This window comes from Nocardioides marmoriginsengisoli (genome assembly GCF_003725695.1).
GTDB lineage: Bacteria > Actinomycetota > Actinomycetes > Propionibacteriales > Nocardioidaceae > Marmoricola > Marmoricola marmoriginsengisoli.
In genome coordinates this window covers 122307-147272 of sequence record NZ_RJSE01000009.1, presented here as the reverse complement: position 1 = coordinate 147272, position 24966 = coordinate 122307, and the positions used below count along the sequence as shown (strand labels likewise).

Here is a 24966-nt window from a genome sequence, read left to right as displayed (position 1 = left end):
ACTATTGCCCCGCACGGATGCACCGCACCCGCAGGTCGTGTGAGAAACGCTACTCTCGGGTAACTTCGCCGTCTCGGAAATGCTCCGGGCCGGCGGTCAGCCCTTGATCGCGGAGACCCGGCCGCTCTTGGTGAACGTGATCGTGAGCGCGCCCTTGGTGGTGCAGTAGGTGAACTTCTGGGCGAGGCGGCGGTGCGGCTGGCCGACCGTCGAGACCACCTTCCACCAGCCGGCGCCACGGCGCACGTGGCTCTTGATCCACCGCTTGGAGCGCTTCACCGACGGGTTGGTGCAGGCGTCGGGCTTCACGCCGTACGCGCGCTCCCAGGTCTGCAGGTAGGCCTCCGGGCCGCGGTACATGTCCTTGACGATGTTGGGTCCGGCGATCTTCCGGAGGTCCTCGATCCAGTCGGCGTATAGGCCGTAGTGCGCGACGCCGTCCTTGTTGATGTCGTAGACGCGCTGGCCGCTGACCTGCTGGTAGACCTTCACGCCGCCGAGCGCGGTGAACGGGTACTTCACCGGGTTCTTGGAGGCGCCCGGGCGCGGGTCGCCCTGCGCGCCGAGGCCGTTGATGTCGGCGCCGAAGCCGAAGCCCCAGTAGGTCCGCGGGTTCGCCCAGGTCAGGTGCCGCTTCCACTTGGCCACGAAGCCGGTGCTGTCGCCGGCGTACGGCGTGATGAAGCCCTTCTCCTGGTAGATCCGCGGGTACGCGTCCGGGGTGGACCAGGAGTGGCTGGAGACGACGCCCGGGTAGTTGATCTTGTCGATCAGGTTCAGCGACTGCTTCCGTGCCTTGACGCTCATGTGGTCCGGGTCGAAGAGCATGTGCCGCTTCGCCATCGACTTGATCGTGTAGGCACCGAGCCCGCTCAGTCCCAGGGTGTTGCAGTGGTGCTTGGCCGGGTAGATCGGGACGGCCGGCAGGGTGTCCGCGATCTTCTTGGGGAGCACCTTGAGGATCGCTCCGAAGAGGCCGTCCTGCGCCGGGATCGGGATCGAGTTGGACTGGTCGTTGTCGTGGACCTCGGGGTCGTTCGGGGCGCAGGTGGTCATCCGCCACGGCGACCCGGTCTCCAGGATGTTGGCCGCGTTGACCAGGTAGCCCGTCGTCCCGGAGTCGCCGGCGACGCCGGCCAGCGCGTTGTCGAACTTGTTGACGAGCTCCATCTGGGTGACGCCCATCTTGCGGACCGCGGTGAGCTGCTTGTCGATCGACGCCTCGGTGCAGGTCGCGCGGCCCAGGCGGGTGTGGCAGCCGAAGAGGACCGAGGTCTCGATCCCCATCACGACCGCGAGCTTGCCCTGGTTCATCACCTGGCGGGCCTGGACCGGGGTGGTGACGATCCGGTACCAGCCCTTGCCGGGGCCGCCGTGCTGGGCGTCGATGTAGGCCTCCATCAACCGCATGTCCTTGGCCTGCAGCCGCAGCGAGGCCATGTCGTCGCAGGAGTTGCGCTTGATCGGGTAGAGCATGCAGAGCTGGTTGTTCTCGACGAGCAGGTTGACCAGCAGTCGCTGCCCGGCGAGCCAGGAGCGCTCCATCCACTTGTAGTACGTGCCCTCGTGGGCGAGTGCGTCCGGGGCCGGCCAGCTCTTGAACGTCGGCCAGCCGACCGGGTCGGCGTTGACCTCGCCGGAGAGGAACGACTCGACGACGCCGCTGCCGACCGAGTTCACGTTCTCGCAGCCCTTGAGCGCCACGGTCACGCCCCACGGCGACCACGGCCGTCCGCAGTGCAGCTCGCCGCCGAGGAACTCGAACGCCATCCCGTGGGTGTGCGCGTCGACGGTGCCGCGGGTCTCCTGGAAGCTGGTGACACCGGCAGCCGGGTTGCCGACGACGTTGGTACTGATCTCGGGGAACGCCGTGCACCCGCCACGCTTGTACGGCGTGAGGTCGGAGCTGGCGTTGGGGCTGGTGAGGAAGACGGCGCGGCCGTTCGGGCCGGCGGAGAGGTAGCCGTTGTCGGCCAGGAACAGCCGGAACCGCTGCGCGCCGACCTGGGTGACGGTCCAGTCGACGGCCGGCCCGGGCTTGGTGCCGAAGGTCGCCCGGGACTTGTTGCCGCCGAGGTAGGTGCCGGACTTGGTGTACAGCAGGTAGCGGCCGAGCGCGGTCGGCTTGAAGTAGAAGGGCGCGGCCGCGTTCACGTCGGCACCGGTGAAGGTCGGGCCGAAGCCGGTGAGCCACCGGCCGCTGCTCGCGGACTTCAGGCCGTAGCAGGCGTTGAAGAGGTTGTACCGGTTGCTCGGGATCGTCGGCTGGGGCGGGTTGATCGCCACGTTCCGCAGCGGCACCGCCTTCTCGTTGCGCTGCTGGGCGGCGGAGCCGGCGTGCCGGGCCGCCTGCAGCGGCGTGGTCGGGTCGGCGGTGTCGGCGTCGGTCGTCGGAGCCGAGCGGGAGACCGAGTTCTTGGTCTTCGGGTCGTTGTCGTCGTGCGGCGGCGCGCCCGGGTCGTGCGAGTGGGTGCCGTCGGCGTTCATCACGGTGTCGGACTTCTTCGCGGCCGTGTTGGCCGTCGTGGCGGCGTACGACTTCTTCAGCTCGTCGGCCTGGCTCGGTCCGCTGTCGTTGCCGGCACGGTTGTAGACCAAGGTGGCCGCGAGGACGGCGATGGAGACGCACACCACGAGGGCGAGCCGGAAGTTTCCGCGCATGAAGACCTATCCCTTTACTGCCCCCGGTGAGTACTGCTGTGATGCCCAACGACGACGCGACGGTCCGAGTCACGGCCCGAGTCGAGGGAACTTACCGCTCAGTAGGTTAGGGCGGATCGATCGGCTGCGGAAGGTTTTCGGCGCGTCGGTCAGTGGCCGCTGACGCGCCGGCTCAAGGTCTGCGCGGTGGCCCGGACGGCGGCGGCGATCGCGGCGACGTCGGCGCTGCCGTCGACCGGGTAGGTCACGGCGAGGCCGGCCAGCGGCAGGCCGTTGTGATCGAGCACCGGTACGGCGATCGACGCCAGCCCGGGGGACACCTCGCCGTCCTCGACGGCGTACCCGCGCTGCCGGGTCTCGACCAGGATCGTCCGCAGGGCTGCCGGGGTCGTCGGGCCGACGCCGGTCCGGGCGACGAACGCGTCCTTGCCCGGGTAGAGCGCACGGACCTGGGCGGCGGGCAGCTCGGCCAGGATCGCGCGGCCGCTGGCGGTGAGGTGGGCGGGCAGCCGGACGCCGACGTCGGTGATCAGCGGCGGCCGGCCGGGAGCGCGCTCCTCGATCACGTAGAGAACGTCGCGGCCGTGCGGGACCGCCAGGTGGGCGGACTCGCCGACCCGGTCGGCCAGGGTCGCCAGCGGGCGCCGGGCGAGGCGTTGCAGCGGAGCCTGGCGGGCGTAGCCGCTGCCGACCTCGAAGGCGGCGACCCCGAGGCCGTACCGCCGCTCGTCGGCGAGATGGGTGACGAAGCCTTCCTCGGCCATCGCGGTCATCAGGTGGTAGGCCGTGGAACGCGGCAGCTCGCAGGCCCGCATCACCCGCTCGAGCGGGACCGGGTCGGGTTGGCTGGCGAGGAACTTCAGGACGCGCATCGCCTTCGTCGCGGCCGGCACCTGGCTCATGGGCCGAGCCTACGGCCTCGGATCCGAGACCCGGGTGATGTCGGAGCGAGGTGCGACGCTGGTGCGATGGAAGCGGAGTCGTACGAATTCGAGGCTGAGCTCTGGCAGTGGCAGAGCGACAGCGCGCCGGCGTCCTGGTACTTCGTGACCATGCCGGAGGACGCGTCGGCGGACCTGCGGATGGAGGCCGGGCCGCCGCGGGGTTTCGGCAGCGTCCGGGTCGAGGCGAGAATCGGTGCGACGGCCTGGCGCACCTCCGTGTTTCCGCAGAAGGAGTCCGGCTGCTTCGTGCTCCCGGTGAAGAAGGCCGTCCGTCTCGCCGAGGGGCTCGAGGACGGCGAGCCCTGCCTGGTGACGTTGCGAACGAGCGCGGAGTAGCGGCTCAGTCCTCGACGCGGATCCCCATCCCGGTGGCCATCGCCGGCGCGAGCGCCATCAGCTGGTCGGTGGAGATGGTCGCGCCGCGCAGATGGTCGAGACCGACGATCTCGGTCAGGTCGGCTCCGCGCAGGTCGACGTTGGTGAGGGTGGAACCGGTCAGGTGCAGGGCCCCGATCCGCGAGCCGCTCAGCGCGACCCGGTCCGCGACGGCCTCCATCAGGTCGAGGTCCTCGATGGTGCAGTCGACGAACGCGACGTTGGTCAGCTCGGTTGCACGCAGATTGACGTAGCCCAGCTTGCAGCGGGTGAACCGGACGCTGTTCAGCTTCGACCCGAAGAGCTCGGCGGCCCCGAACCTGCTGTCTCGAACCTCGACGTCGCGCATCCGGGCTCGGCCGCCGGAGGTGGTGGTGAAGTCGCCGCGCTCCACGATCGTCTCGGCGACCTTGGCGCCGCGGATCTCCCAGCGATCGGCGACGACCCCGCGGAACAGCGAGGACTCCAGGCCGGTGCGGGCATCGACCCGCCACTCGTCCACGGTGATCTCGTCGAACTGGAGGCCGTCGATGACGGTGCCGTCGGAGAGCTCGCTGGCGTCTGCAGGTCGGAGGTCGCCCAGGATGATCTGGTCGAAGGCGGGGGCGATCGTCGTACGGCGTGCGGGTCGGGGCATGAGACGTCCTGGAGATCTGGTCGGTCGGGGCGGGACGTTTCTACCGCAAGGGCCCGTCACAACTCGACGGACGACAAGGGCCCACTGGCCGGACAACAAGGGCCCACTCGACGGACGACAAGGGCCCACTCGACGGGGTCGGCTAGGTGTCGAGGTCCGCTTCGTCGCGGGGGACCAGGGGGGCGGCGAGGAGGGGGAAGAGGCCGGTCAGTCCGAAGGCGACGCCGTACCCCCAGAGCGGGATCAGGAGGCCGATCAGCGGGGGGACCGCGGTGGCGGTCAGGTACTGGCCGGTGTTCTGCAGGCCGAGCGCGCGACCCGACCAGAACGGGCCGGCACGCTCGGCGACCGCGGTGAAGGCGAGGCCGTTGTCGGCGACGGTGATCATGGTGGCGAGCATGATCAGCGGGACGGCGACCGACCAGTCCAGCCGGATGGTGACGCCGACGGCGAGCATGGTGAGCCCGGCGGCGACTGCCACCCAGCGCAGCGGCCGGGTGCGGGAGCCGACGACGTCGGAGAGGTGTCCGGCGCCGATCCGGCCGACGGCGCCGAGGACCTGGGCCGCCGCGACCAGCGCTCCGGCCGCTCCGGGGCTCCAGTCCCGTCCGACCTGCAGCCAGACCAGCATGAAGGTCCAGACCGTGAACTGCGGGATGACCAGCAGGATCGAGACCGCGTGGATCCGGGTCAGGTAGGTGCTGTTGCGGTACGGGTTCTCCGCGGCGACGTCCGCCGGGCGCGGTGGTCGCGCCGGGTCGAGCACCCAGGCCCAGCAGGCCAGCGCGGTGACCGCGGCGAAGGCGGCCGGTACGGCGAGCGCGGCGCCGATACCGTGCAGGTCGGCCATGACCGGGATCGCGATCGCCGCCAGCCCGACACCGATCGGTTGTGCCATCTGCCGGATGCCCATCGCGGTGCCGCGGCGTCGCGGCGGGAACCAGCCGACCACGACCCGCCCGCTGGCCGACGAGGTCCCCGCGGAGGCCGCTCCGGCCAGGAACAGGAACACCCCCAGCAGGACGGTGCTCTCGTGGAACCAGGCGGCCGCCGCCAGGGCGAGGGCCGAGGACGCCAGGCTGCTGACCAGGACGAACCGCTCGCCGCTCGCATCGACCACCGCGCCCCAGAGCACCAGGGTGCAGGTGCTGCCGGCGATGGCGGCGGCGGCGATCAGTCCTGCCGTGGCCAGGCTGAGCCCGCCATGGTGCAGCGCCGGGATCAGGAAGGCCGGCCCGTTGACCGCGGCCGAGCTGGCGGACTGCCCGAGCGTGGACAGCCCGAGCATCAGCCAGGGGCGCGGGCGCTGGGGAGTCACCCTCGGAACGCTAGGCGTGCCGAGACCGGCGAGAGCCGAAATCTTGGCCCGTGGCCGGTGAGATGCGTCTCCCGACGCGTCTCGGATGTGAGACGGGTCCGGGCGTTCGGGTGGTTCTCGATCCGGCTGCGCCGACCTTGAATGGAGGCATGACTTCCGCTGCTCCCGCCGTCCAGGTCGGCGTCGGCCCGATCTCCTTCGAGGACCTGATCAAGGTCGCTCGCGACGGTGCACCCGTGGCCCTGACCGAGGACGCCCGGCTGGCGATCGAGCGCGCCCGCGAGGTGGTCGACCGGCTCGCCGGGGGTGAGACGCCGACGTACGGGATCTCGACGGGGTTCGGCGCCCTGGCCACCCGGCACATCCCGACCGAGATGCGCGCGCAGCTGCAGAAGTCGCTGGTCCGTTCGCACGCCGCCGGCTCGGGTCCCGAGGTCGAGCGCGAGGTGGTCCGGGCGCTGATGCTGCTCCGGCTCTCCACGCTGGCGACCGGGCGCACCGGGGTCCGGGTCGGGACGGCCGAGCTGATCGCGGCGCTGCTGTCGGCCGGGATCACCCCGGTCGTGCACGAGTACGGCTCGCTCGGCTGCTCCGGAGACCTGGCGCCGCTCGCGCACTGCGCGCTGGCCCTGATGGGCGAGGGGATGGTGCGGGATGCGGCCGGGGCGCTGGTGCCGGCCGCCGACGCGCTGGCCGCCGCCGGGCTCGCACCGGTCGAGCTGGTCGCCAAGGAAGGCCTGGCCCTGATCAACGGCACCGACGGGATGCTCGGGATGCTGGTGATGGCGCTGACCGACCTCGACCTGCTGCTCCGGACCGCCGACATCGCGGCGGCGATGTCGGTCGAGGGCCAGCTCGGCACCGACCGGGTCTTCGCGCCGGAGCTGCAGGCGATCCGGCCGCATCCCGGTCAGGCCGCCTCGGCGGCGAACCTGGTCGCGCTGCTGCGCGACTCCGGCGTCGTCGCCTCGCACCGAGGGCCCCAAGAGGATGGGACCCAGTGCAACCGGGTCCAGGACGCCTACTCGCTGCGCTGCTCGCCGCAGGTGCACGGCGCCGCCCGCGACACCCTCGACCACGCCCGCGTCGTCGCCGGTCGCGAGCTCGCCTCGGCCGTCGACAACCCGGTCGTGCTCGCCGAGGAGGGTCGGGTCGAGTCGAACGGCAACTTCCACGGAGCGCCGGTCGCCTACGTGCTCGACTTCGCCGCGATCGTGGCCGCCGACGTCGCGTCGATCAGCGAGCGTCGTACCGACCGGTTCCTGGACAAGGCCCGCAGCCACGGGCTGCCACCGTTCCTGGCCGACGACCCGGGCGTCGACAGCGGCCACATGATCGCCCAGTACACCCAGGCCGCGATCGTCTCGGAGCTCAAGCGGCTGGCCGCTCCGGCGTCGGTCGACTCGATCCCGTCGAGCGCGATGCAGGAGGACCACGTCTCGATGGGGTGGTCCGCCGCGCGCAAGCTGCGCCGGTCGGTCGACGGGCTCACCCGGGTGCTCGCGATCGAGGTGCTCACCGCCGCGCGCGCCCTCGACCTGCGGGCGCCGCTGCAGCCGTCGCCGGCGACCGGGGCCGTGATCGCGCTGCTGCGCGACGCCGGCATCGCCGGGCCGGGTCCCGACCGGCACCTCTCCCCGGAGATCGAGGCCTGCGTCGAACTCGTCCGCAGCGGGGCCGTCCTGGCCGCCGCCCAGTCCGTGATCGGAGAACTCCAGTGAGCACCTCGACAGGCTCGACGTCCGGAAGGGCGCCCGTACGTGCCGCACGCGGTACCGATCTCACCGCGAGGTCGTGGCAGACCGAGGCGCCGCTGCGGATGCTGATGAACAACCTCGACCCGGAGAACGCCGAGCGGCCCGAGGACCTGGTCGTGTACGGCGGCACCGGCAAGGCCGCCCGCAGCTGGGAGGCGTACGACGCCATCGTCCGCTCGCTGACCACGCTCGCCGACGACGAGACCCTGCTCGTGCAGAGCGGCAAGCCGGTCGGCGTGATGCGCACCCACGCCTGGGCGCCGCGGGTGCTGATCGCGAACTCCAACCTGGTCGGCGACTGGGCCAACTGGGAGGAGTTCCGCCGGCTCGAGGACCTCGGCCTGACCATGTACGGACAGATGACCGCCGGCTCCTGGATCTACATCGGCACCCAGGGCATCCTGCAGGGCACCTTCGAGACCTTCGCGGCCGTGGCGGACAAGAGGTTCGGAGGGACGTTGGCGGGCACCATCACCCTGACCGCCGGGCTCGGCGGGATGGGCGGCGCGCAGCCGCTCGCGGTCACCATGAACGACGGCGTCGCGATCTGCGTCGACGTCGACCAGTCCCGGATCACCCGCCGGATCGAGCACCGCTACCTCGACGTCCAGGCCGACTCGCTGGAGCACGCGGTCGAGCTGGCTCTGGCCGCGCGCGACGAGAAGCGTGCCCTCTCGATCGGCCTGCTGGGCAACGCGGCCGAGATCTTCCCGGCCCTGCTGCAACGCCACCAGGACCGGGTCGAGGCCGGCCACGGCCCGTTGATCGACATCGTCACCGACCAGACCTCGGCGCACGACCCGCTCTCCTACCTCCCGGCCGGCGTGGCGTTCGGGGACTGGCGCGACGCCGCGGACCGCGACCCGGAGGGCTTCACCAAGGAGGCGCAGGCGTCGATGGCAGCCCACGTCCGCGCGATGGTCGAGTTCGGTGACGCCGGCGCCGAGGTCTTCGACTACGGCAATTCGATCCGCGACGAGGCCCGCAAGGGCGGCTACGACCGGGCGTTCGCGTTCCCCGGGTTCGTGCCGGCGTACATCCGGCCGTTGTTCTGCGAGGGCAAGGGCCCGTTCCGCTGGGCGGCCCTCTCCGGCGACCCCGAGGACATCCGCAAGACCGACGAGGCGATCCTCGAGCTCTTCCCGGACAACGAGCGCCTGCACAAGTGGATCCGGATGGCGCAGGAGAGGGTGCACTTCCAGGGCCTCCCGGCCCGGATCTGCTGGCTCGGGTACGGCGAGCGCCACCTGGCCGGGCTCAAGTTCAACGAGATGGTGGCGTCCGGCGAGCTGTCCGCGCCGATCGTGATCGGTCGCGACCACCTGGACTGCGGATCGGTGGCATCGCCGTACCGGGAGACCGAGGCGATGCTCGACGGGTCCGACGCGATCGCCGACTGGGCGATCCTCAACGCCCTGGTCAACACCGCCTCCGGTGCCACCTGGGTCTCCTTCCACCACGGGGGTGGTGTCGGGATGGGCCGATCGCTGCACGCCGGCCAGGTCTGCGTCGCCGACGGCACCGCGCTGGCGGCCGAGAAGATCGAGCGGGTGCTGACCAACGACCCCGGGATGGGCGTGATCCGGCACGTGGATGCCGGCTACGAGCGGGCGGCCGAGGTGGCGGCGGCGAGGAGCGTCCGGATCCCGATGGCGGAGGGGTAGCGCGCGAGCGCCCTGCTCGTGGTGGAATGCCGTCATGAGCGACCCGACCCCGCCCGAGGGCCAGCCCGTCCCGCCGCAGCAGCCGACGTATCCGGCGCAGCCGCCGGCCTACCCGACGCCGTCGGCGCCGCCGGCGTACGAGCAGGGCGCCTACGGCCAGCCCTACGCGCAGCCCAACTACGCCCAGCAGCAGTACGGCGCGTGGTCGCCCCCGACGCCGGGTCCGGACAAGCGCCCCGGGACCGTTACCGCGGCCGCGGTGATCACCTGGATCTCGTGCGCGCTGTCCCTCGGATTCGCGGCGCTGATGTTCGTGTTCGCCGCGGTGATGGACCAGGCCTTCTTCGACGACATCGAGCGCGAGCTGGAGAAGGACGGCACCGACGTCGACATGAGCGACCTCGACGTGAACGACCTCCGGACCGGACTGATCGTGATCGGCATCATCCTGCTCGTCTGGTCGCTCTCCGCGATCGTCGCCGCGGTGTTCGCCTACCGGCGGAGCAACGGCGGCCGGATCACGCTGGTGGTCTCGGCGTCGGTGGCGATCATCCCGCTCGCGCTCGGCACGATCACCGTCCTGCTCCCGGGTCTGTTCCTGATCGCGGCGATCACCACGATCGTGCTGCTCTTCACCGGCGGTGCGAACGAGTGGTACAAGAGCAAGAACCAGCTCGCGCCCGTCCAGCCGGGGACGCCTCCGGGTGGGCCGACGTACTACTGATCAGCGGGTCGGGTCAGACCGGGTCGTCGGCGGTGATCGGCGACGCGTACCAGATCGTCCTGTTCTGCCAGTTCCCCGGACCGAGCCGGGGCGGCGAGCAGACGATCAGCGCCAGCTGCGGCGGGCCGTCCTTGACGTAGTACTCGTACGACCCGTCAGCCGCCTTGATCACGGTGCGCTTGGTGACCCGGTAGCAGAGTTCCGCCCCGTGCTTGCCCTTCACGATGATCTTGCCGCCGACCTGGAGGTGCTCGAGCAGGCGGTTGCCCAGCGCGGTCCCGTCGGGCCAGGTGTGCGCGTTGAACAGGGCGTTGCCGCGCGGGCTGCCCGGCGGCAGCGTCGGCTCGTCCCAGGCGAACTGGGTCTTGCCGGCTGCCGAGATCGGCGGCGCCTGCGGGACGTTGTTGCTGTCCCGCGGCAGGGCGAGCACCTCGGCGTTCTTGGCGACGTTGCGGACCGTGATGCTCTTCGGGGTGAACGGCCGGGTCGCCGGCTCGCCGCACTCCTTGGCCTTCAGCACCGTGCCCGGGACCACCGCGAGCGGGACGTTCGGCTCGGTCTTCGGCGTGGCCGACTGCTGCGGCCAGAGCACCCAGGCCAGGGCGCCGACGGTGGCGGCGATGAGCACCGTCAACGAGCCGCGGCGTACGGCGTTCTCGATGCGCTCCCTGCTGATCACGCCTCCCAGCCTAGATCGGCCCCGGGCCTCCGCGGACCAGTTGGGTCCGGTTCGTGGCATCTCGGATGTGAGACGAGGTCGCGGCCCGGCGGATTGACCCGGCCGAACCGGGGCGGTCGACTGGGCAGGTGCTACGAACTCGCCCAGCTGCCGCGATGAACGACGTCGTCCATCGGCTTGCGCACCCGGCGGCTCGGCGACCCCGCGGAGCCGGTGTCCTCGACCCGGTGGCCGAGCGTGATCACGCCGATCGGGTCGAAGTCGGCGGCGATGGAGAACGCGTCGCGGACCGCCGTCATCCGGTCGCCCGGGATGCCGAAGAAGCAGGCGCCGAGGCCCTCGTCGACGCAGGTCTGCAGGATCAGCAGCGCGGCCATCGCGGTGTCGAGGTGCCAGTACGGCACCGGCCAGGGGTCTTCAGTCGATGCCCGGTCGAGGCGGCCCAGGGCCTTGTCCTTCTCGGCGTACCGGCTCAGGTAGGCGGACCTGCTCGAGCAGGGCACGATCACCACCGGCGCGCGCATCATCCCGGTCAGCCACGGGTCCGGGGAGGCCAGCGCCTCCGCGTCGGTGGTGGTCGCCCACCAGCGCCGCACGTCCGCCGGGGTGTCGAGCACCAGGAAGCCCCAGCCCTGGGTGAAGCCGGCGCTCGGCGCGTGGGTGGCGTTGCGCAGGGCGCGGTCGACGATCGCGCGGTCGACCGGTCGGTCGGCGTAGTTGCGCACCATCCGGCGGCGGTCGATCACCTCTTGGAGTTGCATAGGGTCGAGCATGCCTGAGTCGTTCGAGCAGATGTGGGCCGCCCTCGCCCCGGTCGGCCGGTCCGGAGTCGGCGGCGGCTACTTCCGGCAACCGTTCGCGTCGGCGGAACGCGAGTGCCATGCCTGGTTCGTCGAGCAGTGCGCCGCCCGCGGCCTCCGGGTCCAGAGCGACGGCAACGGCAACACCGTCGGCTGGTGGGAGCACGCCGGTGCGTCCGGCCCCGCGGTCCTGACCGGTTCGCACCTGGACTCGGTCCTCGACGGCGGCGCGTACGACGGCCCGCTCGGCGTGGTCTCCGCCCTGGCCGCGATCGACCTGCTGCGGGAACGCGGCATCCACCCGACCCGGCCGATCGGCGTCGCCGCGTTCGCCGAGGAGGAGGGCTCCCGGTTCGGCCTGGCCTGCCTGGGATCGCGGCTCGCGGTCGGGTCGGTCTCGGCCGACCAGGCCCGGGCGCTGCGCGACCGCGACGGGGTCCGGCTCGAGGACGCGATGAGCGCGCAGGGGCTGGAGCCGGTGCTCGGTCGCAGCGACTGGCTCGGCGACGTCGGCTGCTACCTGGAGCTGCACGTCGAGCAGGGGCGCGACCTGGTCGACCGCGACGTCGCGGTCGGCCTGGCGTCCTCGATCTGGCCGCACGGCCGGTACCGCTTCGACTTCGACGGCGAGGCGAACCATGCCGGCAGCACCGCGATGGCGGACCGGCACGACCCGATGCTGACCTTCGCGATGACCGCGCTCGCGGCGAACAAGCAGGCCAGGCTGAGCGCGTCGGCGGCCGGGGCGCGCGCGACCTTCGGACGCCTCGACGTCGGCCCGAACTCGACCAACGCGGTGCCCTCGTCGGTGACCGCCTGGCTCGACGCCCGCTGCGAGACGGAGGAGGAGCTGGCCGGACTGGTCGCCGCGATCGAGCGCCAGGGGCTGGACCGGGCCGCACGTGACGGGACCACGCTCGCCGTGACGGCCGAGTCGGTCTCGCCGGCGGTGCTCTTCGACACGGACCTGACCCGGCGGCTCGCGGCGCTCGGAACGGACCGTCCGGTGATCGCGACCGCCGCCGGCCACGACGCCGGCGTGCTGGCCGTCGCCGGGATCCCGTCGGCGATGCTCTTCGTCCGCAACCCCACCGGTGTCTCGCACTCGCCCGCAGAGTTCGCGGAGACGGCGGACTGCCTGGCCGGGGTGGAGGCCCTGGCGGACGCGCTGGCGGAGCTGGCGTCGTGACGTCGTACCGGTTGGAGCACGCGCTGGTCGACGGGGTGGTGGAGCCGGACGTCGGCATCGAGGTGACCGACGGCGTGATCACCGGGCTCCGGACGTCGAGCTTGTCGAGACGCGGTGACGGACCCGCGGAGCTCACTCCAGGCCTCACCATCCCGGCCCTCGCCAACTGCCACTCGCACGCCTTCCACCGGGCCCTGCGCGGCCACGTCCAGGCCGAACGGGGGACCTTCTGGACCTGGCGCGAGCAGATGTACGCGGTCGCCGCCGAGCTGACCCCGGACAGCTACTTCGCGCTCGCCCGGGACACCTACGCCGAGATGGTCGCTTCCGGGATCGGCGCCGTCGGCGAGTTCCACTACCTGCACCACCAGCCCGACGGCACCCCGTACGACGACCCGAACGAGATGGGGCGGGCGCTGCTCGCCGCCGCCGACGACGCCGGGATCCGGATCCGGCTGCTCGACGGCTGCTACCTGGCCGCCGGCATCGGCCGCCCCGCCGAGGGAGTCCAGCGCCGGTTCAGCGACGGCGGCGCGCACCGGTGGGCCGAGCGGGTCGCGGCCCTGGACGACGACCGGGTCGGCGTCGCGATCCACTCGGTGCGCGCGGTCCCGCGGGACCAGCTCGCGGTCGTCGCCGAGGCCGCCGCCGGCCGCCCGTTGCACGTGCACCTCTCCGAGCAGGTCGCCGAGAACGAGGCCTGCCTGGCGGCGTACGGGCTGACCCCGACGCAGCTGCTCGCCGAGGAGGGTGTCCTCGGCCCGATGACCAGCGTCGTGCACGCGACCCACCTGACGCCGACCGACATCGGGCTGCTCGGCCAGGCCGGTGGGTTCGCGTGCTTCTGCCCGACGACCGAGCGCGACCTCGCCGACGGGATCGGGCCGGCGCGGGCCTTGCGCAATGCCGGGGTCCGGCTCACGCTCGGATCGGACAGTCACGCGGTGATCGATCTCTTCGAGGAGATGAGGGGGGTGGAGATGCACGAACGTCTGGCCACTCAGGAGCGCGGGCACTTCAGCGCGGCCGAGCTGTTCGCCTCGGCGGCCGTCGACGGCCATGCCTCGCTGGGGTTCGACGACGGCGGCCGGATCGCGGTCGGCCACCGTGCCGACCTGCGCACCCTCGACCTGGACTCCTGGCGGCTGCGCGGCACGGGGGCCAGCACCGAGGCGGTCGTGTTCGCGGCGACCGGCGCCGACGTCCGGGTGCTCCGATGACCAGTGTGCTGGTGACCGGCATCGGCGAGCTGGTCACCAACGATCCGCAGGTCGGCGACGGGTCGGCGCTCGGGCTGGTGACCGATGCGGCGCTGGTGGTCGAGGGCGGCCGGGTCGCGTGGGTCGGTCGCCGGGTCGACGCCCCTGCCGCCGACGCCCGCACCGACCTCGGCGGTCGCGCGGTCGTTCCCGGGTTCGTGGACTCGCACGCGCACCTGGTCTTCGCCGGCGACCGCGGGCCTGAGTTCGCGGCCCGGATGGCCGGGGAGCCCTACGCCGCCGGCGGCATCCGTACGACGGTCGCCGCCACCCGCGCCGCCACCGACGAGCAGCTCACCGCCGGAGTGGCCCGGCTGGTCGCGGAGATGCGCCGGCAGGGCACCACCACCGTCGAGATCAAGAGCGGCTACGGCCTGACCGTGCTGGACGAGGCCCGGTCGCTGGCGATCGCCCGCGGGTTCACCGAGGAGACCACCTTCCTCGGCGCACACGTGGTGCCGCCGGAGTTCGCCGAGGACCCGGCCGGCTACGTCGACCTGGTCACCGGGCCGATGCTGGCGGCGGCCGCCGAGCACGCCCGCTGGATCGACGTGTTCTGCGAGACCGGTGCCTTCGACGTCGACCAGGCCCGGGCGATCCTGGCCGCCGGTCGCGAGGCCGGCCTGGCCGGGCGGCTGCACGCCAGCCAGCTCGGCCCCGGGCCGGGAATCGAGCTGGCCTGCGAGCTGGGTCTGGCCGCGGTCGACCACTGCACCTTCCTGACCGACGCCGACGTCGCGGCGCTGGCGGCGTCCGGCACGGTCGCGACCCTGCTTCCCGGTGTCGAGTTCAGCACCCGGTCGCCGTACCCGGACGCGCGGGCACTGCTGGACGCGGGTGCGGTCGTGGCGCTGGCGAGCGACTGCAACCCGGGATCGAGCTTCACCTCGTCGCTGCCGTTCTGCGTCGCGGTGGCGGTGCGCGAGATGGGGATGACGCCGGCCGAGGCGCTCTGGGCCGCGACCCGCGGCGGGGCGCGCGCCCTCGGTCGCGACGACGTCGGCCGGCTCTCCGTCGGCGCGCGGGCGCACTACGCGGTCCTGGACGCGCCGTCGTACCTGCACCTGGCCTACCGGCCGGGCGTGCCGCTGGTGATCGACACCGTCAGCTGAGCTTCCCGGCCCAGCTGCCGTTGCCGCTGAAGGTGGCCAGGGTCTCCTTGCTGTCGAAGGAGATCCGCAGCGTCCCGGAGGCGGTCCGGCAGTCGGCGGAGGCGATCGTCAGGGTGGTCTTCTCGGTGCCGCTGTCCCGGACCGGTGCCTGGGTCTTCTCGGGCAGGACCAGTCCGGCGGAGCCGTCCAGGCGCCAGGTGCCGGCGAGGGCGGGCTTCTTCGCGGAGCCGGCCACCGATCCGCGGATGCTGCCGGCGACCTTGATGAACGCCTCGGTGCCCTGGGACTTCGCGGAGCCCTCGGAATTCCAGCCGAGGTTCCAGGCACCGCCGGTGACCTTGCCGTTGGCGACGGTCAGGCGCAGGGTGCCGGTCGCGGGGGAGTCGGTGAACTGACTGGTGCCGCCGACGCCGTGCAGCGCCACCGCGAGCGGGCCCGACCAGGTGCCGTCGGGGATCGCGGTGGCCGCCGGGCACCCGGGGCTCCCGGTGGAAGGAGCATCGGTCGGCGTCGCCGGCGGGCTGGTGCCCTCGGTCGCTCCGGGGGTGCTGCCGGTGCTCGTGGTCGCCGTCGGCCCGGTGGTCGTGGTGACCGGGTCCGGGAACGTGAAGCCCGGGTCCTCCTTGCCGCACCCGGTGAGGCCGATCGCGGCGACGACCGCGAGGACGGTGGCCGGGACGGGTCGTAGGTAGGGCATGGGCCTCAGCCTGTCGGCACGGCCGCGCCGGGTCAATGTGAGGTAGCCAGCACCCGGGTCCCGCAGATCTAGGGCACCCGCCCGATGTCCGGGCCTACCTCAGGCAACGAGTCTCTAGTCATCGAGAAACCGGGGCAGACGCCCGGAGAGGAGCACCATCATGTTGTACGACACCACGTTCATCCGGGCCGAGAACGAGTACCACCGCGAGCAGCTGCGCCGCTCCTACCGGCCGTTGCTCAACGGCCGGGTGGCGGCAGCGCTGACCCGCAACCGGATCAAGAGCACCGATTCGGGCACCGCAGCCTGAGATGACGCTGGCGGAGCCGAGCGTCGGTCGGCTAACCGAGGCGACGTTGTCGGTCGAAACCGTCATCATGGGGGGCGTGCCCCTTCCCGACCTGCCTGCAGACGTCCGCGAGCTGATCGGTCGCCAGGCCGAGCTCGACGAGCTCGCCTCGGCGATCGGGGTCCGGGGCGACGGCTCGCACCGGGCGGTTCTGCTCGGCGGCGACGCCGGCGTGGGCAAGACCCGGTTGCTGACCGAGCTGCGCGACGTCGCGTTCGGAACGGGCTGGCAGGTCGTCGCCGGGCACTGCCTGGACTTCGGCGACAGCGCGCTGCCCTACCTGCCGTTCTCCGAGGTGATCGGCCGGCTCGCCAACGAGGTGCCCAACCTCCTCGACGAGGTCGCCGGCCAGCGCCCGGTGCTGCGCGCCCTGCAACCCGGCCGCCGGACGATGCAGGGTTCCGAGCAGGACACCTCGGCGGCGGTCGGCCGCGGCGATCTCTTCGACGCGGTGCATGGACTTCTCGACGCGGTCGCCGAGGAGTCCCCGCTGCTGCTCGTCCTCGAGGACGTGCACTGGGCGGACACCTCGACCCGGGACCTGATCCGGTTCCTGCTCTCGCGCCCGTTCGAGCACCAGGTGGCGATCGTCGCGTCGTACCGGTCCGACGACCTGCACCGCCGGCACCCGCTGCGCCAGGCCTCGGCCGAGTGGGGCCGGATCCCCGGGGTCGCGCGGATGCAGCTCGACCCGCTCGGTCCGCGCGACGTGCGCTCGCTGGTCAAGCAGCTGCACCCGGCACCGCTGCGGGAGAGCGAGATGGCCGGCATCCTCGCCCGGGCCGAGGGCAACGCGTTCTTCGTCGAGGAGCTGGTGGGCGCGACCTCGGCGCACGGCGGGCCGGTGCCCGAGGACCTGGCCGACCTGCTCCTGGTCCGGCTCGACCGGCTCAGCGAGTCGGCCCAGCTCGTGGTGCGGGCGGCCTCCGTCTCGGGTCGCCGGGTCTCGCACGGGCTGCTGACCGAGGTGGCGCCGGTGACGGCCGACGCCCTCGAGTCCGCGCTGCGCGAGGCGGTCGAGCTCAACGTCCTGGTGCCGACCAGCAACGACTTCTACCGGTTCCGGCACGCCCTCCTCGCCGAGGCGGTGTACGGCGACCTGCTGCCCGGCGAGCGGGTCCGGATGCATGCCGCCTACGTGGGCGCCCTCGCCTCCGGACGAGCCAGCGGTACGGCGGCAGAGCTGGCCCGGCACGCCCGCGCCGCCCACGACCTCGCCACCGCGGTCGATGCCAGCATCCGGGCCGGCGACGAGGCGATGTCGGTCGGCGGGCCCGACGAGGCAGCCGATCACTTCTCGACCGCGATCGAGCTGCTCGCCGACCCGGCGTCGCGCACCGACGTCGCCGTCGACCTCGGCTACCTGGGTCACCGGGTCTCCGACGCGCTGATCGCCTCCGGGCGTCCCGGTCGGGCGCTCTCGGTGGTCCGCGAGATGCTGGAGGGCCTGGCCGACGACTGGCCCGCGGAGCAGCGCGGCCGGCTGCTGATCGCGATGGCGACCGCGGTGATGGTCGAGGAGACCCGGCTCAACCCGCTGGAGTTCACCGAGGAAGCGCTGCGGCTGATCCCCGACGAGCCGTCCCGGCTGCGCGCGACGGTGCTGGCGGCGCACGCCCGGGCGCACGCGCTCAACGACAACGTCGACCAGGCTCGCGAGGTCGGTGCCGAGGCGCTGACCCTGGCCGAGACCCAGGACCTGCCGCGGCTGGCCACCGAGGTGATCACCACCCTCGCCGCCCTGGGGGCGAAGGGTTCCGAGGACGTCCGCTCCGGTCTCGAGGAAGCGGTCCGCCGGGCCGAGGAGACCGGGGCCGCCGGTGCGCAGCTCCGCTCGCTCTTCCTGCTCGGCCGGTGGCACCAGGACCGGGCCTCGTTCCCGGCGGCGGTGGAGAAGTTCGAGCGTGCCTACGCGGTGGCGGTCGGGATCGGCCAGCCGTGGGCGCCGTTCGCCTTCGACTCCCGGTTGCTGCTGGCCCAGATCGCCACCATCACCGGTGACCTCGACGACGCCGTCCGGCTCTCCGACGTGAGCGGACAGGCGCCGCCCGCCGTACCGGAGACGCTGCTGGCGGCGATCGACCTGACCGTGAGGGCGACGCGGGGCGACGAGAAGGCAGCAGCCCTGCTGCCGCAGCTCCGCTCGCACTGGTCGAAGGACGGGCTGATCCCGATCACCGTCGGTCCGGCGGCGATCGAGCTGCACGCGCTGAAGGGCGATGTCGACGCGGTGATCGCCGAGCACGACGCCGTGGTGGAGACGATGACCGCGCTGTGGCGGGAGTTCTTCCATGCCCGGGTCCGCCTCGGGGCGGTCACGCTCGGTGCGCTCGCCTGCTGCGTCCCCGGCCTCGTCGGTGCCGAGCGCGAGCGGGTCGCGGAGGTGGCCGACCGGGTCATCGAGGGCAGTCGCCGGACGTTGGCGCTGCAGGCCGAGGAGACCACCCACTGGGGTCCCGAGGGCGTCGCGTGGGCGGCCCGGCTGACCGCGGAGCACCTCCGGCTCCGCTGGCTGCTCGGGATCGATCCTCCGGACGAGGCCGAGCTGATCGAGTCCTGGCGCACCGCGCTGGACCGGTTCACCGACTACGGCCACCGCTGGGAGATCGCGCGCTGCCAGGCCCGGTTGGCGGCGGTGCTGCAGGCCGGCGGTGACCAGGCCCAGGCGCGTTCGTTCGCCGACCCGGCTCGTGCCGAGGCCACCCGCCTCGGAGCCGCTCCGTTGCTCGCGGAGCTGCGCGGACTCGGTGCCGCGCCGCGGCAGCGCGCGGTCCAGTCCAACGAGGCGCTGACCGCCCGCGAGTCGGAGATCCTGGCGCTGGTCGCCCAGGGTCGTTCCAACGGCGAGATCGGCAAGCAGCTCTTCATCGCGACCAAGACGGTCAGCGTGCACGTGTCGAACATCCTCGCCAAGCTCGGTGCCAGCACCCGCACCGAGGCGGCCGCCATCGCGCAGCGCAACAAGCTTCTCTGAGGCCGGATCGGCGCCTGAGGCAGCCTGTGGATTGACGTTTGACGGGAACTTTACGGCATTAGAACATCGGATCTGTTACCAGAAATGCCCATAACAGCCGATGTGCTCCGATTCATCGGCGCCGATGAAGGGAAGTTCTCTCGCTCCTGCGAATCCTCGCCCGCATCCTCCGAGCGGATGCGGGCGAGGTCTCCCTCGGCGCCCGGGCGGGGTGTTCGCGGAGCGCGACCTGCTCCCTGGCATGACGGCCGGGCCCGCCGCCCGGCCCCCTGATCGCGCGTCCCCGGGGCCCACCCTCTCCGGTCCCGGGGGCGCGTCCTCCCTGCTCGGATCTCCTACCTGGGGAGGTACTCCTGTGCGGACCTCGCTCCTAGGATGGCCGGGAAGGGACGTGACCCATGACTGTTGACATCGACCCGCGCACCGAGGCTCGCTTCGAGAAGATGCGCCCGCTCGGCCAGGGGCTGGCGGCGAAGGTGACCGGGGACCAGATCCCCGACGGGCCGCGCTACTCCGGCCTCCTGCAGAGCATCATGCTGATGCGCTTCCGGCACCAGTGGGTCCCGCGACTGCGCCGCAAGTACGGCGACGTCTTCTCGATCAAGATCCTTCCCGAGGGCCGCTGGATGGTCTTCTTCCACAAGCCCGAGCACGTCCGCGAGATCTTCGCCGGCGACCCGGAGGTGTTCCACGCGGGCAAGGGCAACGCGATCCTCGGCCCCGTGATGGGGGAGCACTCGCTGCTCCTGGTCGACTCCAGCCAGCACAAGCGGGCCCGCAAGCTGCTGATGCCGGCGTTCAACGGGCACGCACTGCGTTCCTACGAGTCGATGATCGAGGGGCTCACGAAGACCGAGGTCGGCTCGTGGCGCGAGGGGCAGGCGTTCGAGTCCCTGGAACGGATGAACGCGCTCACCCTCGAGGTGATCCTGCAGGTCGTCTTCGGCGTCACCGACGAGGCTCGGCTCGCGGAGATGCGGCCGCTGGTCAACAAGACCGTCAACGTCAGCCCGGCGGTGTTCCTCGGGTGGGGCTTCCCGAAGATGCAGAAGCTCGGCCCGTGGCGGCGGGCGTTCGAGAACCAGGCCGCGCTCGACAAGGTGATCTACGCCGAGATCGCCGAGCGGCGTCGTGCCGAGGACCTCGAGCACCGCACCGACGTGCTCTCCCGGCTGCTGATGGTTCGTGACGAGGAAGATCCGGCCGACACCGGGTTGAGCGACGAGGAGCTCCGCGACCAGCTCGTCACCCTGCTGCTCGCCGGGCACGAGACCACCGCGACGGCGCTCGCCTGGGCGCTGCACGAGCTCGGCCAGAACCCGGACGTCGAGCAGCGCGCCCGCGAGGCGGCGACTGCGGGCGACAACGACTACCTGGAGGCGGTCCTCAAGGAGTCGATGCGGCTGCACCCGGTGATCCCGATGGTGGTTCGTCACCTGATGGAGCCGGCCACGATCGGCGGCATCGACCTGCCGGCTGGTGCCAACGTGGCGGCGTCGATCATCCTCGCCCACGAGTCCGAGGAGAGCCACCCGGACCACCTCGCCTTCCGTCCGGAGCGGTTCGCCGACGGGGCGGTCGCGACGAACACCTGGATCCCGTTCGGTGGTGGCGTCCGGCGCTGCATCGGTGCCGGGTTCTCGATCATGGAGGGCGTCGCCGTCCTCCGCGAGGTGCTGTCGGCGTACGACGTGAGCCTGCCTCCGGGGACCAAGGAGGAGGCGAAGGTCCGCAACATCACGTCCGTGCCCAAGAACGGGGCCAAGATCATCGTCACCCGGCGCTAGGCGAGACTGGTCCGGTGAAGTTCGAACGCAAGCACGCCCTCGTCCTGCTCGCCGTCGCCGTCTGGAACGTGCTGACCTACGCCAGGTTCACCAAGGCGCTGATCGACACGACCGAGGACCGCGCGACCGGCTACTACGTCGCGCACTCGTTCCTGATCGTGGTGAACGTGCTCATCGCCGTCGTCCTGGGGCGCTGGGGTTGGCAGGCGCTCAAGGCGTCCCGTGCCACGGATGCCGACGCCGGCTGACCTCTGGGAGACTTCCCTCATGGAGTTGACGCACGAGCAGGCGCACGAGCTCGCCCGGGAGAAGGGCAGCAACCCGGTCGCGTACTTCCTGGTCCGACTGATCCTGGTCCCGGTGCTGCGGATCTTCTTCGGCCTCCAGGCGAAGGGTGTCGAGAACATCCCGAAGACCGGACCGGTCGTGATCGCCCCGAACCACAAGAGTTTCTGGGACTCGTTCTTCCTGGCGGCGGTGGTCAAGCGCCGGCTGCACTTCATGGGCAAGGCCGAGCTGTTCCGGGGCTGGCGCGGACGGCTCTTCCTGGCGCTGGGTGCGTTCCCGGTCCTGCGCGGCGCCTCCGACCAGGAGGCGCTGGAGACCTCGCGCGCGATCCTGCTGCGCGGCGACGTGCTGGCGCTGTTCCCGGAGGGCACCCGGGTCTCCGACCCGGAGCGCCTCGGCAACCCCAAGCGCGGCGCGACCCGGCTGGCGATCGAGACCGGCGCGGTGATCATCCCGACCGCGATGACCGGTACCGAGAAGCGCAAGTGGCCGCTGCCGCGCAAGGTCCGGATCGTGTTCGGGGAGCCGATCCCGGTCACCGACCTGCAGGCCTCGCCCGAGCACGCCGGGATGCTCCTCGACCAGACGCTCTGGCCGACCGTCTCCGAGGAGTACGCGAAGCTCCGGAACACCCCGGGTCTGATCGCCGGAGGGCTCGCCGCGGCCGGCATCGGCTACGCGCTCTGGCGTCGCCGCAACCGTTAGCCGGTCCTACCTGGTCGATCCGGACCGGAATCCACAGATGTGTCTAGCCCCCTTGACTTGTATCTGTCTATCTCACTAGCCTATTCTGATGGTGAGTGATGGCCACCGGGCCATCTCGCCGGGAGTGGTGCGCAAGGCCCGCAAAGCGATCGATGAGTGCAAAGGATGACGGCCATGAGGACGTTCGAGGTGAAGGTCCGCCGCGACGGGAAGTGGTGGATGATCGAGATTCCCGAGATCGACGGGCTCACCCAGGCGCGTCGACTCAGCGATGTCGAGGACATGGCGAGGTCGTACATCGCCGTGGACCAGGATCTGGTGCCGTCGCAGATCCAGCTCATGAATCCGCAGGTGGAGGTCGAGGGCAGCGACCTCGCCGCCACGATGGCGGAGATCCTCAACCTGCGTGCTGAGGCGAAGGAGGCCGAGGAGCGAGCGGCCGCCTTGATGGTGCGGACGGCGAAGGCGCTCGCCAAGGCGGACGTTCCGCTCCGAGACATCGGTTCGGTGCTCGCGGTCTCGCACCAGCGCGTCCATCAGCTGCTCTCGGCCGAGGCGAAGAGGTAGCCGTGCTGCTCCCACCCCAGGTCGCCCACGGTGTTGCCGACGGCTCGATGAGTGTCGCCTTCCGGCGGTGGAAGAAACAGGCGGTGAAGCCCGGGTCGGAGTTCAAGACGATCGCCGGGGTGATCCGGGTGGTGTCGGTCCGGGCGGTGCGTCCCGAGAAGATCACCAAGGCGGACGCGGTCCGGGCCGGGCACGTCGACCCGGACTCGGTGCGCAAGCGGCTGGCCGGGGACGAGGACTGGACGACGTACCGGATCGAGCTCGAGTACGCCGGAGCGGACCCGCGGATCGCGCTGCGGGAGAGCGCCGAACTGACCGACGAGGACGTGGCCGCGATCGACGCCAAGCTGGACCGGCTCGACCGCGCCAGCAGCCACGGCGCCTGGACGATGCGCACCCTGGACCTGATCCGCCAGCACCCGCAGCGGCGGGCTCCCGACCTCGCCGAGATCGAGGGCCGGGAGACTGCGCCGTTCAAGATCGACGTCCGCAAGCTGAAGGGGATGGGTCTGACGATCAGCCACCCGGTCGGCTACGAGCTCTCGCCGCGCGGTCTCGCCTACCTGGAGCGGACCCGCCGCTAGCCGACCCGGGCAGATCAGCCCCCAGTCTGACGACCGGTGCCGCCCCGACGGCTACGGTCGGGCCATGGATCAGACGGGGCAGCGCTGGCGGCTGGGCCCGCGCGGCCAGGTCTGGTTCGACCGCGCGCTGGTCGCGGCGATCCTGGTCCCGGTCGCCACCTTCCCGTTCCTGCTCGGCACCAGCTGGACTGTGCTCGGCGTGCTGCAGGCGGTGCCGCTGCTCTGGCGGCGGACCCACCCGGTGGCGGCCTTCGCGGCGGTGGCGGCGGCGTCCGCGGTGCAGCCGCTCTTCCTGGACACCCCGATGTGGACCCAGGTCGCGTTCCCGATCGCGACCTACTCGGTCGCCCGGTACGCCGGCACCTGGTCGAGCCTCGGCGCACTCGCGGTCGGCTTCGCCGGTGCGGTGGTGGCGACGATGGTCTGGATCAACGGGTACGACGGCGAGGTCACCCCGAGCACGTTCGCGCCGTACTTCGTCACCATCGCCACCATCGAGGTCGCCGCCTGGGCGCTCGGCACCCTAGGCCGCACCCGGCAGGCGTACGTCGACACGCTGGTCGAGCGCGGCGAGCGGATCGCGAGGGAGGCGGCCCAGGAGGTCGAGCTCGCCGCCCAGGCCGAGCGCGCCCGGATCGCGCGCGAGATGCACGACGTGGTCGCGCACGGGCTCTCGGTGATCGTCGTCCAGGCCGACGGTGCCCGCTATGCCGCGCAGCAGCAACCGGAGCTGGCCGTCGACACCCTGGAGCGGATCGCCGGCACCGGCCGCGAGGCCCTCGACGAGATGCGCAGGCTGCTCGGCCTGCTCCGCGACGGAGACACCGGAACCCGCCCGCAACCGCGGCTCGACGACCTCGCGCTGCTGATCGAGGACGCCCGGGGAGCCGGTGGCGACGTGCGTTCGAGCCTGCCCGCGCTGGGAACCGAGGTCGCGCCGGGGACGGCCCTGACGGCGTACCGGGTGGTGCAGGAGGCGCTCTCCAACGTGCGCAAGCACGCCGGGCCGACGGCGACCACCCTGATCGACGTGCAGGTCCTCCCGGGGCGCGAGGTCGTGGTCGAGGTGCTGGACGACGGTCGCGGCGCCGCGGTGGCCGACGACGGCCACGGCCTCGGCCTGGTCGGGATGCGGGAACGGGTGCTGGCGCACGGCGGCGAGCTGGAGACCGGCCCCCGGCCTGGGGGAGGCTACCGGGTCTGCGCGAGGATTCCGGGGTGAGCACCGATCCGATCCGCGTCTTCCTCGTCGACGACCAGGACATGGTGCGCGCCGGGTTCCGGATGCTGGTGGAGTCGCAGCCGGACCTGGTCGTCGTCGGTGAGGCGGGTGACGGTGCCGCGGCGGTCCAGCAGCTCGCCGTGACCGCGACCGACGTGGTGCTGATGGACGTCCGGATGCCGCGGATGGACGGTGTCGAGGCGACCCGGCTGCTCTCCGCGCAGGGACCGACGCCCCGGGTGATCGTGCTGACCACGTTCGACCTCGACGAGTACGCCTTCGCCGCGATCAAGGCCGGCGCCGCCGCGTTCCTGCTCAAGGACGCGACCCCGCCGGAGCTGCTGAACGCGATCCGCTCGGTGCACGCCGGCGACGCGGTGGTCGCCCCGAGCACCACCCGTCGCCTGCTCGAGCACTTCGCCGCCGCGCTCCCCGACGGCACTCCGGAGGCGGAGGCCGAACCGCGGCTGCGGCTGCTCACCGAACGCGAGCGCGAGGTGCTGGTCCTGGTCGGTCGCGGGCTCTCCAACACCGAGATCGCCGCCGACCTGGTCGTCGCCGAGGCGACCGTGAAGACGCACATCAGCCGGCTGCTGGCAAAGACCGATTCCCGCGACCGGGTGCAGCTGGTGGTGCTGGCCTACGGCGCCGGCCTGGTCGGCTGACCGTCATCC

The 24966-nt window shown here is 71.9% G+C and carries 23 protein-coding genes; 16 read left to right on the top strand and 7 right to left on the bottom strand.

Going from position 1 to position 24966, the window contains the following annotated elements:
• Positions 1 to 96 precede the first annotated feature (96 nt).
• Positions 97 to 2661, bottom strand: coding sequence for a hypothetical protein (locus EFK50_RS19395; RefSeq protein WP_123229240.1), 2565 nt, complete (start codon positions 2659 to 2661; stop codon positions 97 to 99).
• A 149-nt stretch (positions 2662 to 2810) separates the two neighbouring features.
• Positions 2811 to 3563 (bottom strand): IclR family transcriptional regulator, encoded by a 753-nt coding sequence (locus EFK50_RS19390; RefSeq protein WP_123229239.1) that lies wholly within the window; start codon positions 3561 to 3563, stop codon positions 2811 to 2813.
• A gap of 66 nt (positions 3564 to 3629) precedes the next feature.
• On the opposite strand from EFK50_RS19390, the gene EFK50_RS19385 reads away from it, so the two are divergent.
• Positions 3630 to 3941, top strand: coding sequence for a DUF1905 domain-containing protein (locus EFK50_RS19385; protein ID WP_123229238.1), 312 nt, complete (start codon positions 3630 to 3632; stop codon positions 3939 to 3941).
• Between the two features lie 4 nt (positions 3942 to 3945).
• Here EFK50_RS19385 and EFK50_RS19380 read toward each other — a convergent pair whose 3' ends face one another.
• Together EFK50_RS19380 and EFK50_RS19375 are read right to left on the bottom strand one after the other, a co-directional pair.
• Positions 3946 to 4617 (bottom strand): pentapeptide repeat-containing protein, encoded by a 672-nt coding sequence (locus tag EFK50_RS19380; protein ID WP_123229237.1) that lies wholly within the window; start codon positions 4615 to 4617, stop codon positions 3946 to 3948.
• Positions 4618 to 4759: 142 nt separating this feature from the next.
• Positions 4760 to 5935: an MFS transporter gene (locus tag EFK50_RS19375; protein WP_246004245.1), complete on the bottom strand. Its 1176-nt coding sequence runs from the start codon at positions 5933 to 5935 to the stop codon at positions 4760 to 4762.
• Positions 5936 to 6084: 149 nt separating this feature from the next.
• Here EFK50_RS19375 and hutH point away from each other — a divergent pair, with 149 nt between their 5' ends.
• From hutH to EFK50_RS19360, 3 genes are read left to right on the top strand one after another with little or no spacing between them, the layout of a single operon-like run.
• Positions 6085 to 7656 (top strand): histidine ammonia-lyase, encoded by a 1572-nt coding sequence (gene hutH / locus EFK50_RS19370; protein ID WP_123229235.1) that lies wholly within the window; start codon positions 6085 to 6087, stop codon positions 7654 to 7656.
• Positions 7653 to 9356, top strand: coding sequence for a urocanate hydratase (gene hutU, locus EFK50_RS19365; RefSeq protein WP_123229234.1), 1704 nt, complete (start codon positions 7653 to 7655; stop codon positions 9354 to 9356). Before hutH ends, hutU begins: the two co-directional genes overlap by 4 nt.
• Before the next feature lie 34 nt (positions 9357 to 9390).
• The gene (locus EFK50_RS19360) at positions 9391 to 10080 is read left to right on the top strand and encodes a DUF4064 domain-containing protein (RefSeq protein WP_123229233.1); all 690 of its coding nucleotides are present in this window, start codon (positions 9391 to 9393) and stop codon (positions 10078 to 10080) included.
• A 13-nt stretch (positions 10081 to 10093) separates the two neighbouring features.
• On the opposite strand, the gene EFK50_RS19355 is transcribed toward EFK50_RS19360, so the two are convergent.
• Together EFK50_RS19355 and EFK50_RS19350 are read right to left on the bottom strand one after the other, a co-directional pair.
• On the bottom strand, positions 10094 to 10759 hold the full coding sequence (locus EFK50_RS19355) for a class F sortase (RefSeq protein ID WP_183407924.1): 666 nt from the start codon (positions 10757 to 10759) through the stop codon (positions 10094 to 10096).
• A 131-nt stretch (positions 10760 to 10890) separates the two neighbouring features.
• A complete protein-coding gene (locus EFK50_RS19350) occupies positions 10891 to 11520 on the bottom strand; it encodes a nitroreductase family protein (protein WP_123229231.1) in 630 nt (209 codons plus the stop codon).
• Positions 11521 to 11530: 10 nt separating this feature from the next.
• Here EFK50_RS19350 and EFK50_RS19345 point away from each other — a divergent pair, with 10 nt between their 5' ends.
• Genes EFK50_RS19345 through hutI form a run of 3 tightly spaced genes read left to right on the top strand, consistent with a single transcriptional unit; the run spans position 11531 to position 15119 of the window.
• The gene (locus EFK50_RS19345) at positions 11531 to 12748 is read left to right on the top strand and encodes an allantoate amidohydrolase (protein WP_123229230.1); all 1218 of its coding nucleotides are present in this window, start codon (positions 11531 to 11533) and stop codon (positions 12746 to 12748) included.
• Positions 12745 to 13968 carry a formimidoylglutamate deiminase gene (locus tag EFK50_RS19340; protein WP_123229229.1) on the top strand — a complete coding sequence of 408 codons (1224 nt, stop codon included), beginning with the start codon at positions 12745 to 12747 and terminating at the stop codon, positions 13966 to 13968. Before EFK50_RS19345 ends, EFK50_RS19340 begins: the two co-directional genes overlap by 4 nt.
• The gene (gene hutI, locus EFK50_RS19335; RefSeq protein ID WP_123229228.1) at positions 13965 to 15119 is read left to right on the top strand and encodes an imidazolonepropionase; all 1155 of its coding nucleotides are present in this window, start codon (positions 13965 to 13967) and stop codon (positions 15117 to 15119) included. Before EFK50_RS19340 ends, hutI begins: the two co-directional genes overlap by 4 nt.
• Here hutI and EFK50_RS19330 read toward each other — a convergent pair.
• Entirely contained in the window at positions 15112 to 15816 is a 705-nt protein-coding gene (locus tag EFK50_RS19330; RefSeq protein ID WP_123229227.1) for a hypothetical protein, read from the bottom strand. The genes hutI and EFK50_RS19330 overlap by 8 nt on opposite strands.
• Positions 15817 to 15976: 160 nt before the next feature.
• On the opposite strand from EFK50_RS19330, the gene EFK50_RS22360 reads away from it, so the two are divergent.
• The 9 genes from EFK50_RS22360 to EFK50_RS19290 all read left to right on the top strand — a co-directional run bounded on the left by EFK50_RS22360 (position 15977) and on the right by EFK50_RS19290 (position 24957).
• Positions 15977 to 16126: a hypothetical protein gene (locus EFK50_RS22360; RefSeq protein WP_183407923.1), complete on the top strand. Its 150-nt coding sequence runs from the start codon at positions 15977 to 15979 to the stop codon at positions 16124 to 16126.
• A 76-nt stretch (positions 16127 to 16202) separates the two neighbouring features.
• Complete coding sequence (locus EFK50_RS19325; RefSeq protein WP_183407922.1) at positions 16203 to 19139, top strand: helix-turn-helix transcriptional regulator; 2937 nt, start codon at positions 16203 to 16205, stop codon at positions 19137 to 19139.
• Between the two features lie 398 nt (positions 19140 to 19537).
• Complete coding sequence (locus EFK50_RS19320) at positions 19538 to 20926, top strand: cytochrome P450 (RefSeq protein ID WP_246004244.1); 1389 nt, start codon at positions 19538 to 19540, stop codon at positions 20924 to 20926.
• Positions 20927 to 20940: 14 nt separating this feature from the next.
• Positions 20941 to 21174: an SCO4848 family membrane protein gene (locus EFK50_RS19315; protein WP_123229225.1), complete on the top strand. Its 234-nt coding sequence runs from the start codon at positions 20941 to 20943 to the stop codon at positions 21172 to 21174.
• Positions 21175 to 21193: 19 nt separating this feature from the next.
• Positions 21194 to 21919 (top strand): lysophospholipid acyltransferase family protein, encoded by a 726-nt coding sequence (locus tag EFK50_RS19310; protein WP_183407921.1) that lies wholly within the window; start codon positions 21194 to 21196, stop codon positions 21917 to 21919.
• 174 nt (positions 21920 to 22093) lie between these two features.
• On the top strand, positions 22094 to 22486 hold the full coding sequence (locus EFK50_RS19305) for a HicB family toxin-antitoxin system (RefSeq protein WP_123229223.1): 393 nt from the start codon (positions 22094 to 22096) through the stop codon (positions 22484 to 22486).
• A gap of 2 nt (positions 22487 to 22488) precedes the next feature.
• Positions 22489 to 23070 (top strand): hypothetical protein, encoded by a 582-nt coding sequence (locus EFK50_RS19300; protein WP_123229222.1) that lies wholly within the window; start codon positions 22489 to 22491, stop codon positions 23068 to 23070.
• Positions 23071 to 23134: 64 nt separating this feature from the next.
• Positions 23135 to 24292: a sensor histidine kinase gene (locus EFK50_RS19295; RefSeq protein ID WP_123229221.1), complete on the top strand. Its 1158-nt coding sequence runs from the start codon at positions 23135 to 23137 to the stop codon at positions 24290 to 24292.
• Positions 24289 to 24957: a response regulator gene (locus EFK50_RS19290; protein ID WP_123229220.1), complete on the top strand. Its 669-nt coding sequence runs from the start codon at positions 24289 to 24291 to the stop codon at positions 24955 to 24957. The genes EFK50_RS19295 and EFK50_RS19290 overlap by 4 nt, the downstream gene beginning before the upstream one ends.
• Positions 24958 to 24966 lie beyond the last annotated feature (9 nt).